General features: G+C 60.8%; 15 protein-coding genes. 9 read left to right on the top strand and 6 right to left on the bottom strand.

Annotation, left to right across the window (positions count from 1 at the left end):
• The first annotated feature begins 66 nt into the window (after nt 1–66).
• Nucleotides 67–858 carry a crotonase/enoyl-CoA hydratase family protein gene (locus AC07W4_RS12200; protein ID WP_495032575.1) on the top strand — a complete coding sequence of 264 codons (792 nt, stop codon included), beginning with the start codon at nt 67–69 and terminating at the stop codon, nt 856–858.
• 129 nt (nt 859–987) lie between these two features.
• Here AC07W4_RS12200 and AC07W4_RS12195 read toward each other — a convergent pair whose 3' ends face one another.
• On the bottom strand, nt 988–1743 hold the full coding sequence (locus AC07W4_RS12195; RefSeq protein WP_008049079.1) for a spermidine synthase: 756 nt from the start codon (nt 1741–1743) through the stop codon (nt 988–990).
• 150 nt (nt 1744–1893) lie between these two features.
• Between AC07W4_RS12195 and AC07W4_RS12190 the strand changes: the two genes are divergently transcribed.
• Nucleotides 1894–3240 (top strand): class II 3-deoxy-7-phosphoheptulonate synthase, encoded by a 1347-nt coding sequence (locus AC07W4_RS12190; RefSeq protein WP_495032574.1) that lies wholly within the window; start codon nt 1894–1896, stop codon nt 3238–3240.
• A 118-nt stretch (nt 3241–3358) separates the two neighbouring features.
• On the opposite strand, the gene AC07W4_RS12185 is transcribed toward AC07W4_RS12190, so the two are convergent.
• Nucleotides 3359–4588 (bottom strand): winged helix-turn-helix domain-containing protein, encoded by a 1230-nt coding sequence (locus tag AC07W4_RS12185; protein ID WP_495032573.1) that lies wholly within the window; start codon nt 4586–4588, stop codon nt 3359–3361.
• A gap of 64 nt (nt 4589–4652) precedes the next feature.
• Nucleotides 4653–4868: a DUF1127 domain-containing protein gene (locus AC07W4_RS12180; protein ID WP_008049076.1), complete on the bottom strand. Its 216-nt coding sequence runs from the start codon at nt 4866–4868 to the stop codon at nt 4653–4655.
• 95 nt (nt 4869–4963) lie between these two features.
• Between AC07W4_RS12180 and AC07W4_RS12175 the strand changes: the two genes are divergently transcribed.
• Entirely contained in the window at nt 4964–5818 is an 855-nt protein-coding gene (locus tag AC07W4_RS12175) for a LysR substrate-binding domain-containing protein (protein WP_495032572.1), read from the top strand.
• Here the strand turns inward: AC07W4_RS12175 and AC07W4_RS12170 are convergent.
• Nucleotides 5808–6557 carry a sulfite exporter TauE/SafE family protein gene (locus AC07W4_RS12170; RefSeq protein ID WP_495032571.1) on the bottom strand — a complete coding sequence of 250 codons (750 nt, stop codon included), beginning with the start codon at nt 6555–6557 and terminating at the stop codon, nt 5808–5810. The genes AC07W4_RS12175 and AC07W4_RS12170 overlap by 11 nt on opposite strands.
• A 110-nt stretch (nt 6558–6667) precedes the next feature.
• Between AC07W4_RS12170 and AC07W4_RS12165 the strand changes: the two genes are divergently transcribed.
• The 4 genes from AC07W4_RS12165 to AC07W4_RS12150 all read left to right on the top strand — a co-directional run bounded on the left by AC07W4_RS12165 (nt 6668) and on the right by AC07W4_RS12150 (nt 9977).
• Nucleotides 6668–7624, top strand: coding sequence for a LysR family transcriptional regulator (locus AC07W4_RS12165; protein ID WP_495032570.1), 957 nt, complete (start codon nt 6668–6670; stop codon nt 7622–7624).
• 67 nt (nt 7625–7691) lie between these two features.
• Nucleotides 7692–8153, top strand: coding sequence for a MarR family winged helix-turn-helix transcriptional regulator (locus AC07W4_RS12160; protein ID WP_495032569.1), 462 nt, complete (start codon nt 7692–7694; stop codon nt 8151–8153).
• Between the two features lie 356 nt (nt 8154–8509).
• Nucleotides 8510–8929, top strand: a complete 420-nt coding sequence (locus tag AC07W4_RS12155; RefSeq protein ID WP_046031808.1) for an organic hydroperoxide resistance protein — start codon at nt 8510–8512, stop codon at nt 8927–8929.
• 34 nt (nt 8930–8963) lie between these two features.
• On the top strand, nt 8964–9977 hold the full coding sequence (locus AC07W4_RS12150; RefSeq protein ID WP_495032568.1) for an alpha/beta hydrolase: 1014 nt from the start codon (nt 8964–8966) through the stop codon (nt 9975–9977).
• A gap of 169 nt (nt 9978–10146) precedes the next feature.
• Here AC07W4_RS12150 and AC07W4_RS12145 read toward each other — a convergent pair whose 3' ends face one another.
• Both AC07W4_RS12145 and earP read right to left on the bottom strand, forming a co-directional pair.
• Entirely contained in the window at nt 10147–10716 is a 570-nt protein-coding gene (locus AC07W4_RS12145; RefSeq protein WP_007983530.1) for an elongation factor P, read from the bottom strand.
• 48 nt (nt 10717–10764) lie between these two features.
• Nucleotides 10765–11907, bottom strand: coding sequence for an elongation factor P maturation arginine rhamnosyltransferase EarP (gene earP, locus AC07W4_RS12140; protein WP_495032567.1), 1143 nt, complete (start codon nt 11905–11907; stop codon nt 10765–10767).
• A 124-nt stretch (nt 11908–12031) separates the two neighbouring features.
• Here earP and AC07W4_RS12135 point away from each other — a divergent pair, with 124 nt between their 5' ends.
• Both AC07W4_RS12135 and AC07W4_RS12130 read left to right on the top strand, forming a co-directional pair.
• Nucleotides 12032–12442, top strand: a complete 411-nt coding sequence (locus tag AC07W4_RS12135) for a hypothetical protein (RefSeq protein ID WP_495032566.1) — start codon at nt 12032–12034, stop codon at nt 12440–12442.
• Nucleotides 12443–12444: 2 nt separating this feature from the next.
• Nucleotides 12445–12927 (top strand): GreA/GreB family elongation factor, encoded by a 483-nt coding sequence (locus AC07W4_RS12130; protein ID WP_008049067.1) that lies wholly within the window; start codon nt 12445–12447, stop codon nt 12925–12927.
• Nucleotides 12928–12936 lie beyond the last annotated feature (9 nt).

Below are 12936 nucleotides of genomic sequence, written 5' to 3'. Positions count from 1 at the left end.
AACGGTTCACCCTTTGCCGTGCAGACCGCCGGTCTGGCACGCCTTTCCCACCCCGAGGACCGCTCCATGAATCAGCCCAGCTCCAGTCGAGTCAGCCGCGAACGACATGGCCATGTGTTCCTGATCGGCCTGGATCGGGTGGCCAAGCGCAACGCCTTCGATCTCGACCTGCTCAATGCATTGAGCATGGCCTATGGCGAGTTCGAAGCCGACACCGAGGCGCGGGTGGCGGTGGTGTTCGCTCATGGCGAGCACTTCACCGCCGGGCTCGACCTGGTCAATGCCAGCGTCACACTGGCAGATGGCTGGCAGGTTCCGCCCGGCGGCTGTGATCCGTGGGGGGTGTTCGCAGGTCCCAGGGTCAGCAAACCGGTGATCGTCGCCGCCCAAGGCTACTGCCTGACCATCGGCATCGAATTGATGCTGGCCGCCGACATCAACCTGTGCGCCAGCAACACCCGGTTCGCGCAGATGGAAGTGCAACGCGGGCTCTTCCCGTTCGGCGGCGCCACCCTGCGCCTGCATCAAGTATCCGGTTGGGGTAACGCCATGCGCTGGTTATTGACCGGTGATGAATTCGACGCCCGTGATGCATTGCACCTGGGCCTGGTGCAGGAAGTCATGGCCAGCGAGGATCTACTGCCCCGGGCGATTGAACTGGCCGAACGGATTGCCCGCCAGGCACCGCTTGGGGTGCAGGCGACGCTGATGTCTGCGCGACAGGCCCGGTATGAAGGGGAAACCGCAGCGGCACAGGCGTTGCCGCTGCTGGTGAAGAAGTTGATGGCCAGCGAGGATGTCAAGGAGGGTGTGCGGTCGATGGTGGAGCGGCGGCCGGGGGTCTTCAAAGGGATTTGATTTTAATTTTGGCTTTGATGGCCCCTTCGCGAGCAAGCCCGCTCCCACAGGGGATCGCGTTCAAATGTGGGAGCGGCGGTGCGGCGATCCGACTTGCCCGCGAAGGGGGCCGTCCAGACAATCAATTAATCAGGTTGCCGGGCGAATGCACTTGATCAACGAATCCAGCGAATACCCCAACCGTGGCGCCAGCGTTTCGGCGCGGGCAATCAGGCCGTCCATGTCCAGTTCCTGGTCCAGCTCCGACGGCACGATCAGAATCACGTTGCCCTCCTTCACCGGCAGCTCCCAGTAATGTCGGTGATACAAACCGCGCAACAAGGCGGCGCCCAAGGGTTTTCCATCGTCGGTAGCCCACTGATTGATGACCAGCCAGCCTCCCGGATTCAATCGCTTCTGGCAGTTTTCCAGAAAACTCCAGGCCAGATGACCGACACCCGGACCGACATCGGTATAAAGGTCGACGAAAATCAGGTCCGCCGATTCGGCGGTGTCCAGCAGCTCCAGCGCATCGCCAACGCGGATGTACAGGCGCGGATCGTCATCCAGCCCCAGGTACTCGATGGCCAGGCGCGGTACATCCGGGCGTAGTTCGATGGCTTCGACATCTTCCAGCGGCAGGAACTTGAGGCAGGCCTGGGTCAGCGTCCCGGCGCCGAGGCCGAGAAACAGCGCACTTTCCGGTTGCTCGTGGCAAAGCGCGCCGATCAGCATCGCCCGGGTGTAGTCGTACTCGAGCCAGCTCGGATCGGCCGTGAACACGCAGCTTTGCTCGATGGCATCACCGAACTCGAGAAAACGGTAATCGGCCACTTCCAGCACACGAATTACGCCGAACTCGTCCTGTACCTCGGCGAGCAGATGCTCGACGCGCTCCTCAGTCATTTCATCTCCTGACCGTCACCGGGGCCGGCAACGCAATAACACCGCGTGTAGAGAGCGGCAAAGGCGAGATTGTCAGCGATGCGACGGGAACAGGTCACGCACTAATTTGCTGATAACATGGACGTCCGAGCGAAAACACTAGAGACCGTGATGAGCCAACCCTGGAGCCCTGACAGCTGGCGCGCCCTGCCGATCCAGCAACAACCCCGATACCCCGACGCCGCGCATTTGCAGCAGGTCGAGCAGACCCTGGCCAGCTATCCGCCGCTGGTGTTTGCCGGCGAAGCCCGGGAGTTGCGCCGTCAGTTTGCCGAGGTGACCCAGGGCCGCGCGTTTCTGTTACAGGGTGGCGACTGCGCCGAAAGCTTCGCCGAGTTCTCCGCGGCGAAAATCCGCGACACCTTCAAGGTGTTGTTGCAGATGGCGATCGTGATGACCTTTGCCGCCGGCTGCCCGGTGGTCAAGGTCGGGCGCATGGCCGGGCAATTCGCCAAACCGCGTTCGGCCAACGACGAAACCATCGATGGCGTGACCCTGCCCGCCTACCGTGGCGACATCGTCAACGGCATCGGTTTCGACGAAAAAAGCCGCGTGCCGGACCCGGAACGCCTGCTGCAGTCCTACCACCAGTCCACCGCCACCCTGAACCTGTTGCGCGCATTCGCCCAAGGCGGTTTTGCCGATCTGCATCAGGTACACAAGTGGAACCTGGATTTCATCGCCAACTCGGCACTGGCGGATAAATACAGCCACCTGGCCGACCGCATCGATGAAACCCTGGCGTTCATGCGGGCCTGCGGCATGGACAGCTCGCCGCAGCTGCGCGAAACCAGCTTCTTCACCGCCCACGAAGCGCTGCTGCTGAACTACGAAGAAGCCTTCGTGCGTCGCGACAGCCTGACCAACGACTACTACGACTGCTCGGCCCACATGCTGTGGATCGGCGACCGCACCCGCCAGCTCGACGGCGCCCACGTCGAATTCCTGCGCGGGGTGAACAACCCGATCGGGGTCAAGGTCGGCCCGAGCATGAACCCCGACGACCTGATTCGCTTGATCGATGTGCTCAACCCGCAGAACGATCCGGGTCGCCTGAACCTGATCGCGCGGATGGGCGCGAACAAGGTCGGCGATCACTTGCCGCAGCTTATCCGTGCCGTCCAGCGTGAAGGCAAGCAGGTGCTGTGGAGTTGCGACCCGATGCACGGCAACACCATCAAGGCCAGCAGCGGCTACAAGACCCGCGACTTCGCGCAGATCCTTGGCGAGGTGAAGCAGTTCTTCCAGGTGCACCAGGCCGAAGGCAGTTATGCCGGTGGCATTCACATCGAAATGACCGGGCAGAACGTGACCGAGTGCATCGGTGGTGCGCGGCCGATTACCGAGGACGGCTTGTCGGATCGCTACCACACCCATTGCGACCCACGGATGAATGCCGATCAGTCGCTGGAACTGGCGTTCTTGATTGCTGAAACGCTGAAGCAGGTTCGGCGCTGAGCCAGTAACCTTTTTTGCTGCCTGATAATCCGCCTTCGCGGGCAAGCCCGCTCCCACACTTGATTTGTGAACGACACAGAACCAATGTGGGAGCGGGCTTGCCCGCGAAGAGGCCGGCTCAGTCACCGCCAATTTGTGCCAATGCCACTCGCAACCGCGCCGCACTCGCCCGCGGGCAGTTCAACTGAACCTGCGCCAGCCCCAGCCAATCCCCCATCTGCCGCAGATTGACCGCCAACGCCAGCATCCCCTCTTCATCCAGCCCCGCGTCCTCTTCATGCACCGCATGCACTGCCAAACGGCCCGCCGCCCGTTCCGCGCGCAAATCCACCCGTGCGGCAATCCGCTCGTTGTGCAAAAACGGCAGGACGTAATAGCCGTACACCCGTTTGTCCTGCGGCGTGTAGATCTCCAGCCGATAGCGGAAATCAAACAGCCGCTCGGTCCGGCTGCGCTCCCAGATCAGCGAATCGAACGGTGAGAGCAAGGCACCGGCCGCGACTTTGCGCGGCACCTTCGGCTCGGGCAGACAATAGGCCGGTTGTCGCCAGCCCTGGACTTCGCAGGTCAGCAATTCACCGGCCTCGACCAACTCGGCCAAACGTGGACGACTGTCCGCAGGGTTCAGGCGGAAGTAGTCACGCAAGTCCTTCTCCGTGGCGACACCCAAGGCCGTTGCCGCATGCCGTAACAGGCCACGCTGGGCGTCAGCTTCATCCAGGACGGGCTGCGCAAGCACCACCGAGGGAATCACCCGCTCCGGCAAATCGTAGAGCCTTTCGAACCCGCGCCGACCGGCCACAGTCACTTCACCGGCAGCGAACAACCATTCCAGCGCATGCTTTTCCGCGCTCCAGTCCCACCAGGGGCCGGCCCGTTCCTGACGGGTCGACAGACTTCCGGCACCCAACGCGCCCTGCTCCTCGACCGAAGCCAGCACCCGGCGAATGGTGTCTTGCTGCTCACGGCCAAAGCGCGCCAATTGCTGATAGATGTCTTCGCCACGGCTCGCACGCTGCATGCGCCAACGCATCAACGGGTACATGGAAAGTGGCAACAACGAGGCTTCATGACCCCAATACTCGAACAACGTACGGCGCCGGCCCTGACTCCAGGCAGCCTGGTCGAGCAAATCGGAGGAGTAATTGCCGAGGCGGGAAAACAGCGGAAGGTAGTGCGAACGCACCACTGCATTGACCGAATCGATCTGCAGAGCGCCCAGACGTTCGATCAGGCGATTGAGCGCAACAACCTTGATCGTCGCTGGCGGCGACCGCCCATTGAACCCTTGGGCGGCCAGCGCCAGACGCCGAGCCTGTTTGAGGGTAAAGGACAACGTTGCGGGCATGGGCGTCTCCTTGTCTGCTCGCAACCTACCTCACCGGTAAGGGGTTTGTGTAGCGTGGCATTCATCATTTATGCATCGGGTCATTCCAGAACGGTTTGATCGACTCGTTCTCCACATCCGCACGGCTCATGCCGATGTCCTTGAGTGCTTCGTCGCTCAAGCTCGCCAGCAATTCGCGCTCGCGATGCAGTTCGTACCAGCGGCCGACCTTGTGCAGCAGATCGGATATCACGTGAATCGAGTGTTTTTCTGATCCTTGGAACTCGTGTTGACCTTTCATCTTGTTGCCCTCCGTTTGGATGGCTCCAGTCTCGCGCCGGGTCTAAGATCAATCCAACGAATGTTTCTGATGTCACATATCTCGGAGATTGATGGATGTCCGCCTACCCGAGTATCGATACCGAAGTGTTGCGCACCTTCGTCGCCATCGCCGACCAGGGCGGCTTTACCCGCGCCGGCGAAATGGTCAACCGCACCCAGTCAGCCGTCAGCATGCAGATGAAGCGCCTGGAAGAAGATGTGCTGCAGCGCCAGTTGTTCCAGCGCGACGGGCGGCAGGTGCGGCTGACGGCCGAAGGCCAGGTGTTGCTGGGCTATGCGCGGCGAATCCTCAAGTTGCACAGTGAGGTCTTCAATACCTTGCGTGAGCCCGACATGGTCGGCACCGTGCGCATCGGCACGCCGGACGATTATGTAATGCGGTTCCTCCCGGGAATTCTGCGCCGGTTTGCCCAGTCTTACCCGCTGATTCAGATAGAAGTGCACTGCGAATCATCAAAACAGCTGCTGATGCGCCAGGACCTGGACCTGTCCATCGTCACCCGCGAACCGGGCAGCGAAATCGGCCAGTTGTTGCGCAAGGAACGTTTTGTCTGGGCCGAGGCGCAATACTACAGCGCCCACGAGCAGACGCCGTTGCCGCTGGCGATGTTCAACAGCGACTGCTTCTGCCGCCAGTGGGCCTGCAACGCCCTTGATGCCCAGGGGCGCGATTACCGGGTGGCGTACAACAGCGACAGCCTGTCGGCGATCATGGCCGTGGTCAGCGCCGGCCTGGCCGTCACGGCACAGCTAGAAAGCCTGATCACCGCGGACATGCGCATCCTCGGTGAAGCCGAGGACCTGCCGCTGCTGCCCGAGGCCAGCATCATGCTCGTGCGCAACCTGCATAATCCGTCGCCGATCACCGAGTGCCTGGCCGAGCACATCGTCGAAGGCTTCAAACTTTGAAGGCGAGCGTCACCGCACACGCCACCAGATAGCCGCAGAACAGCCCACGCAGCAACCGCTCCGGAATTGCATGGGCAATCTTCACGCCCCAACTGATGCTGAGCAGCCCGCCTATCGCCAAGGGCACGCCGATCAACCAGTCCACCTGATGGTGCACGGCATAAGTCACCAACGTCACGCCGGTGCTTGGCAACGCCAGGGCCAGGGACAGTCCTTGCGCCACCACTTGGCTGGTCCCGAACACGCTGGTCAGCACCGGCGTCGCCACCACGGCTCCACCGACGCCAAACACGCCGCCCATGGTGCCGGACGCTGCGCCGAGTACGCCCAGCCATGGCCACGCATAATTCATCTGCGAAGCAGCGGGGGCGCTAGCGGAGAACATGCGTGCCAGGTTAAAGGCCGACAGTGCGATGAGGAACCCGACAAACCCTAGACGCATGGTTTGCGCATCAATGCCCACGGCCCACATCGAACCGAGCCAGGCAAAACTGAAGCCCATTGTTGCCAATGGCAGCGCATGTCGTCGTTCAATCCGGTTGCGCTGCTGATAACGCCAAAGCGCCAGCATCACGTTCGGCACCACCATCACCAGCGCCGTGCCTTGGGCAATCTGCTGGTCGAGCCCGAACAGCACGCCCAGCAGCGGAATGGCGATCAGGCCGCCGCCGATACCAAACAACCCGCCGAGCGTGCCCAACGCAGCGCCGAACACCAGATACATCACAAACTCAATCACGGCCGATTTCTCCTCACATCACGCCATTGATCCTACGCAGTTGCTTCTGGCACGGAAACGCACAGCGACGCACAATGGCTATGCCAAATTCGCACAAGCGCAAACCTGCCATGAACCCTAATCAACTGACCGACCAACTGGCTTTGTTCCTCGATGTGCTGGAAACCGGCAGTTTTTCCGCCGCCTCGCGCCGTCATCCGCTGACCCCTTCGGCCGTGGCACGGCGGATCGACAGCCTGGAAAGCGCGGTCGGCAGCCAGCTGTTCATCCGCAGCACCCATGCGGTACGCGCCACCCCGGCGGGATTGGCCTTTGCCGAGCGCGCACGGCGGATTGTCGCCGAGTTGCGCCTGGCCCGGGCCGAGGCCGTGTCTCTGAGCAGCGCGCCAGAAGGCCTGATTCGTATCGATGCGCCGGCAGCCTTTGGTCGGCGGCACCTGGCACCGGTAATTGCCGATTTCCTGATGCTCTATCCGGGACTCGATGTGCAGCTGCACTTGATCGACAGTTTCGTCGACATGCAGGGCCTGAACCTCGGCAAGGTCGATCTGGTGTTGCGCGCCGGGCAATTGGCCGACACCCGACTGGTGGCCACGCCACTGGCGAGCATGGTGCGTATCGCCTGCGCCAGCCCGGATTACTTGCGGCGTCGCGGTGTGCCGGGCGATCCGTCACAGCTGAGTCAACACGACGGACTCGACTGGGATGGCCTGGCCCCGCCCTTCGCCTGGCGCTTCGAGCGCGACGGGCAAATGCAGTTGCACCGGCCAGCGCGGGTCCGCATGAGCGCCAACAATGCCGAGGCGCTGGTGTGCGGCGCATTGGCCGGACTGGGTATCGCACACCTGCCGACCTGGCTGGCCAGCGAGTACCTGTTGCGGGGTGAGTTGCTGCCGCTGTTCTGCGAAAGCGGCCTGCCAGCACCGGAAAGCGCCGGCATCTACGCCTTGCGCCTGGAACAGCAACCCAACTCCCGCAGTCGCTTGTTGCTGGAGTACCTGAAAACCCGCTTCAGTCCGGTTCCACCCTGGGATCTGGTGCTTCAAACCCATTTGCAACGGCACTGATCAGAATTATCTGGCGCATTAAAGATTCGCCCGCTAGATTCCTAAGATCACAGATCAAGGCTTCGACATGAACACCGAGCGCAACACCCTGGATAACTGCGACAACCTGCTGCTGGACAATCAGGCCTGCTTTGCCCTGCACTCCACTTCTCTGATGATGACCAAAGTCTACAAACCCTTGCTGCAAGCGTTGGGGCTGACCTACCCGCAATACCTGGCGATGATGGTGTTGTGGGAAAGGGACGGTTTGACCGTAGGTGAAATCAGCACGCGGTTGCTGACCGATCCAGGCTCATTGACGCCACTGCTCAAGCGCCTGGAAGCCGAAGGCCTGCTAAGCCGAACCCGCAGCCGCGAAGATGAGCGGGTGGTGATCGTCGAACTCACCGAACAGGGCCGGGCGTTGCGCGACAAGGCGCGTGATATTCCCCAATGCATCCTCGGTGCCAGCGGGATGACAGTGGAGCGTCTGCAAAAGCTGCAAGCGGAGCTGCAGGAGTTGCGTCGTCACCTGCAAGACAGCCTCTAGCCTCCAATCCACCACAAATCCCCTGTGGGAGCGGGCTTGCTCGCGAAAGCGTCTTGTCATTCGAAATTTACATCGACTGACACACCGCCTTCGCGAGCAAGCCCGCTCCCACATTTGCCTTAGGGTGTCCTGAAAGATTCGGTTCACCCTCGAAAAATCTCTGCTGAAAATCCCGCCTGAATAGCTCTATCTCGACACCTCCAGTCACATACAAGCCTTCGTCCGCCCCTCGCTTCCAAATTTTTTTCAAAATTTATCTTGCGCGCAAAACATTAGCGCGATACATTCATCTCGCACTTACTTAGCGCGCAAACATTTAGCGCAAAACAAACCAAACCCTGAACGAGGCTTTCACCATGCAAACTCTCTACACCGCAATCGCAACTTCCACCGGTGGCCGTGACGGTCGTGCGGTTTCCAGCGACAACATCCTCGACGTCAAGCTCGCCACGCCGAAAGAACTCGGCGGTGCCGGCGGCGCAGCCACCAACCCTGAGCAACTGTTCGCCGCCGGCTACTCCGCCTGCTTCATCGGTGCCCTGAAATTCGTGGCAAGCCAGACCAAGCGCAGCATCCCGAACGATGCATCGATCACCGCCCACGTCGGCATTGGCCAGATCCCCGGCGGCTTCGGTCTGGACATCGACCTGCACATCAGTCTGCCGGGTCTTGAACAAGCCGATGCACAAGCACTGGTCGATGCGGCCCACCAGGTCTGCCCGTACTCCAACGCAACCCGTGGCAACGTCGATGTGCGTCTGCACGTAACCGTCTAAACGCTGACTACCCAGGCCCGAACAGGAAACGAACATGAACACTTTCAGCAAAGTCTTGACCGGTACCCTTCTCGCCTTGTCCATCAGCAACGCCTTCGCAGGTAACGGGGTTGAACACAACACCCAGGCGTTCCTCGATGTGCTGAATGCCGGTGCCGGCAAACCGATGGAGCAACTGACGCCCGCCGAGGCCCGCGCCGTGCTGGTGGGCGCGCAGGCCGGGGTGAAGCTGACGCTGCCAAAAGCAGACGTCAGCCAGAAGACCATTCAAGTCGATGGCCAACCGCTGAACCTGACCATCGTCCGGCCGGCCGGGGTCAAGGGTGAGCTGCCAGTGTTCATGTTTTTCCACGGCGGTGGCTGGGTGCTGGGGGACTTCCCGACCCACGAGCGCCTTGTACGAGACCTGGTGACGGGCTCGGGTGCCGCGGCCGTATTCGTGAACTACACGCCGTCGCCGGAAGCCCATTACCCGGTGGCGATCAACCAGGCTTACGCCGCAACCCGATGGGTGGCCGAGCACGGCAAAGAGATCAACGTCGATGGCCATCGCCTGGCGGTAGCCGGCAACAGCGTCGGCGGCAACATGGCGGCGGTGGTTGCGCTGATGGCCAAGGACAAGGGCACACCGGCGATCAGGTTCCAGATGCTGCTGTGGCCGGTGACGGATGCCAACTTCGAAACAGCGTCCTACAACCAGTTTGCCGAGGGGCACTTCCTCACCAAAAACATGATGAAGTGGTTCTGGGACAACTACACCACCGACGCCAATCAGCGGAACGAGATCTACGCCTCACCACTGCGCGCGACCACCGCCCAGTTGAAAGGACTGCCTCCAGCGCTGGTGCAGACCGCCGGAGCCGACGTGTTGCGCGACGAAGGCGAAGCCTATGCCCGCAAACTGGACGAGGCCGGTGTGCCGGTGACCTCGGTTCGCTACAACGGTCTGATCCACGACTACGGTTTGCTCAACGTGGTGAGCCAGGTGCCGGCGGTACGTTCGGCGATGCTGCAGGCCTCGCAAGAGCTCAAGGAACACCTGAAATAAAACTGTGGGGGCGGGCTTGCTCGCGAAAGCGGACTGTCAGTCGACATAAATATCGAATATGAAGACGCCTTCGCGAGCAAGCCCGCTCCCACAGGGGTTCAACGCAGATTCTGAAAGGCACAAAAAAGCCCGACTCAATGGTCGGGCTTTTTCATTCCTGAAGCTGTGCTTATTTGGCACGGCCTTTGTAGGAACCGCCTTCGCGGGTATCAATCTCGATCATATCGTCGATATTGATGAAGTCAGCAACCGACAGCTCGGTACCGTTCTTCAGTTTGGCAGGCTTCATCACCTTGCCGGAAGTGTCGCCGCGAGCGGAACCTTCGGTGTAGGCAACCTGACGCACGATGGTGGTCGGCAGCTCTACGGAAACCAGACGGCCTTCGAAGAACACGGCTTCGCAAACGTCGGTCATGCCTTCTTCAACGAACGGCAGAACGGCTTCGATGTCTTCAGCGTTCAGCTCGTACATGGTGTAGTCGGTGGTGTCCATGAACGTGTAGGAGTCGCCGCTGATGAAGGACAGGGTCGCTTCCTTACGGTCGAGGATCACGTCGTCCAGCTTGTCGTCCGCACCGTATACGGTTTCGGTCTTGTAGCCGGTCAGCAGGTTCTTCAGCTTGGTCTTCATGATCGCGCTGTTACGACCGGACTTGGTGAATTCAGCTTTCTGAACCAGCCAAGGATCGTTGTCGATACGGATCACGGTACCGGGTTTGAGTTCTTTACCAGTTTTCATTGCGAATATCCGAATTTGGATGGGATTTACAAAAATCTAGGCCGCGTATCATATCCAATTTCCATAAAACTGTACCAGCGCCGTGGCAAGATCGGCCTGCAAGGCCTGTTCCTGACACCACGCCTCGGCGTGTTTTTCCAGCTCTGGCCAGTGTTTACGGGTGAATTGCCAGTGGTCGGCCATTTTTTCACCGGCGTTCCACGCCCGCCAAAGGCAGCTGATCGCCTCCCGCGCAGGCGCAGATAACCCCTTCACATAGAGTTCGAGGAAGGCTTCCAGCTTGTCCAGGTGGATGTCTTCCTCCTGCCGGTAGATGTGCCAGAGAAATGGCCGGCCGGCCCATTGGGCGCGGACAAAGGAGTCTTCGCCGCGCACGGCATTGAAATCGCAGCACCACAGCAACCGGTCGTATTGGTCCTGGCGGACGAATGGCAGCACTTGCACGGTCAAGGCATCACGCACATGCACGGCACCGGCCGCCAAACCTTGCACACCGAGCCAGCGCTCGACATCGCCGAGAATCCGCCCTTCCGGCACCAGCAGATGAGTGGCCGTCGAATCTCCAGCCATCCCGTCGAGCCAACTGGCCAGCCCGGTGTTTTCATAGGCAAACAATGAGATCAACTGTGCACCGGGTGCAGGATCAATCCCTAAACCGTGCAGGAATTCACTTTGAGCTTGCGGGTCCTGCTGAAATTGCCGACGACGCTCAAGCAACCCGCGCTCACGCAACAATCCGCCAGTGCCCTTCTGGAAACCCGGGAAGAAAAAGAACTTCTGTACGCTTTTGTACTTCACCGAGGGCAAGCCGTGGCAGCCGGTCACCCAGTCCTCGGCGCTCAGGTAATCCAGGTTCATCCATAGCGGTGGCTTCTCGCGCTCGGCCATGGCCTCCATATAGGCCCTAGGCAATTGGCAGGCAAATGCAGCAATCACCACATCGCCAGCTTCGGTCGGCTGCCACTCGGCGGGCCATTGGCGCACTTCGACATCGTGCTGCCACTGCTGCCCGGCGTGGATGTCGATTTCCGGGCACAAACGCTCGAACGCTCGCAGGTCATCGACCCATAGACGCACCGCCAGCCCATGTTCGGCCACCAGTTGCCGGGCCAGTCGCCAGGTCACGCCGATGTCGCCGAAGTTGTCGACCACGGTGCAAAAAATATCCCAGCGGGTTTTCATTTCAGGCATTGCAGGCTCCCGTTGGCAAAGGCGCCGATTGTCCGCATAAATTACCCCGTGCAGAAGAGCCGACGACGATTATTCTTCATGCGACAATCGCCACTCGCCAGTGACCTTTCGCCAGGAGGCAACCATGCCCCACCGCCCCACTCAGCGCCGATCCTTCCCGATCAGCCTCAACGCCCTGCAACTGACCGGCAGCATCGCCCTCGGCATGTGGCTGGGGTTCATTGCCATCGTGCTGACCTGCTGGCTCGCTTCGCGCCTGCTTTTCAGCGAACAACTGGCACCCGTGGCAGCGGCAGTGGAGCAACTGGCCAAACCGCCGATGGAGACTCAACCGATACCGAGCATTGCGCCACAGAGCCCACTGTTCGAGCAATATGAAGAAAACCTGCGCAAGAACGAGCAGCAGCAACGGCTCGATCAGGCGCGCAGCAGCAGTCGCAACCTGGCCAACCCAAGCTGTCAGTTCTGGCTGCAACAGGACCGGACTGCACCCAGCGAAAAAAGCCGCGCCAACGTCCTGCAATTCTGCGATTGATCATGAATAAGCAAACCGTCCACCAACTGATTCTCGACAAGCTGCGGATCGATCTCGACATCGCCGAACGGGCCGCGCAAACCGCGTACGAAACGGCGACCCACGAAGAAAACATCGCCGAGAACAAGTACGACACCCTGGGACTGGAAGCGTCCTATCTCGCGGCCGGGCAAGCCAGGCGGGTCGAGGAAATTCGCCAGTCACTGAGCCTCTGCCAGAACCTGACCCTGCGCCCGTATGACGATCGGAGGGGCATCGAAGTGGGCGCGCTGCTCGGGCTCGAGGACGAGAAGGGGCGCGAACAATGGCTGTTTCTGGCCCCCGATGCAGCCGGCCTGAAGGTCGATCTGGTGGGGCAGCTGATTACCGTCATCACCCCGCGCTCACCGCTGGGCAAAAGCCTGCTGGGCAAGTTCGAGGGTGACGAGGTGGAGATCATGGTGGCGGGCGCTCGGCAACAGTTCGCTGTCACCGAGGTGGTTTGACCGGCAGAA

It is taken from the genome of Pseudomonas sp. GW821-FHT02A08, assembly GCF_059422045.1.
Note: the sequence above shows the minus strand (reverse complement) of the source record. Positions and strands in the feature narration are given on the sequence as shown.

Excerpts from the sequence above, each read along its gene's own strand:
- AC07W4_RS12155 (WP_046031808.1), top strand. The coding sequence starts at position 8,510 with ATGCAAACTCTCTACACCGCAATCGCAACTTCCACCGGTGGCCGTGAC.
- earP (WP_495032567.1), bottom strand. The coding sequence starts at position 11,907 with ATGCCTGAAATGAAAACCCGCTGGGATATTTTTTGCACCGTGGTCGAC.
- AC07W4_RS12130 (WP_008049067.1), top strand. The coding sequence starts at position 12,445 with ATGAATAAGCAAACCGTCCACCAACTGATTCTCGACAAGCTGCGGATC.
- AC07W4_RS12165 (WP_495032570.1), top strand. The coding sequence starts at position 6,668 with ATGAACCCTAATCAACTGACCGACCAACTGGCTTTGTTCCTCGATGTG.
- AC07W4_RS12180 (WP_008049076.1), bottom strand. The coding sequence starts at position 4,868 with ATGAAAGGTCAACACGAGTTCCAAGGATCAGAAAAACACTCGATTCAC.
- AC07W4_RS12175 (WP_495032572.1), top strand. The coding sequence starts at position 4,964 with ATGTCCGCCTACCCGAGTATCGATACCGAAGTGTTGCGCACCTTCGTC.
- AC07W4_RS12190 (WP_495032574.1), top strand. The coding sequence starts at position 1,894 with ATGAGCCAACCCTGGAGCCCTGACAGCTGGCGCGCCCTGCCGATCCAG.
- AC07W4_RS12185 (WP_495032573.1), bottom strand. The coding sequence starts at position 4,588 with ATGCCCGCAACGTTGTCCTTTACCCTCAAACAGGCTCGGCGTCTGGCG.
- AC07W4_RS12195 (WP_008049079.1), bottom strand. The coding sequence starts at position 1,743 with ATGACTGAGGAGCGCGTCGAGCATCTGCTCGCCGAGGTACAGGACGAG.
- AC07W4_RS12160 (WP_495032569.1), top strand. The coding sequence starts at position 7,692 with ATGAACACCGAGCGCAACACCCTGGATAACTGCGACAACCTGCTGCTG.
- AC07W4_RS12135 (WP_495032566.1), top strand. The coding sequence starts at position 12,032 with ATGCCCCACCGCCCCACTCAGCGCCGATCCTTCCCGATCAGCCTCAAC.
- AC07W4_RS12145 (WP_007983530.1), bottom strand. The coding sequence starts at position 10,716 with ATGAAAACTGGTAAAGAACTCAAACCCGGTACCGTGATCCGTATCGAC.
- AC07W4_RS12150 (WP_495032568.1), top strand. The coding sequence starts at position 8,964 with ATGAACACTTTCAGCAAAGTCTTGACCGGTACCCTTCTCGCCTTGTCC.
- AC07W4_RS12200 (WP_495032575.1), top strand. The coding sequence starts at position 67 with ATGAATCAGCCCAGCTCCAGTCGAGTCAGCCGCGAACGACATGGCCAT.